We start from the raw sequence: 281 nt of genomic DNA on the forward strand, positions 1-281 counted from the left end.
ACCGCTACGCCCGTGTTTTTTATTGCCCATTATTATTCCGCCAATACTCTGCACAGCTGTTTCTCGTTCCTACGCTCTGCGTGGGAATGCAACTGTGCCAGCAAGGGCTACCACGCAGAGCGTGGGAGCCAGGTGAACGCTGCTTCCGTTGAAATACGGCTGCGCGGATTACTAAAACCGGCGATCGTGCGGCGCCAGACAACCAGATGATTCTGCGGCCTTCAGAGCAAAACCCTGCCCCGGAACGATGCAAATGTTTGGTGTTTTAAAGCGTCGTTCCG

Annotated in this window: 1 protein-coding gene; it reads left to right on the plus strand. The window is 54.4% G+C overall.

The window, feature by feature from the left end; translation table 11 throughout:
- Positions 1 to 210, plus strand: a 210-nt coding sequence (locus B3P58_RS10580) for a hypothetical protein (protein ID WP_286717440.1), incomplete at its 5' end; no start/stop codon positions are given.
- Positions 211 to 281: the final 71 nt, after the last annotated feature.

Source organism: Thalassolituus sp. UBA2009, from assembly GCF_002335285.1.
Taxonomy (GTDB): Bacteria; Pseudomonadota; Gammaproteobacteria; order Pseudomonadales; family Oceanobacteraceae; genus Venatoribacter; species Venatoribacter alkanivorans.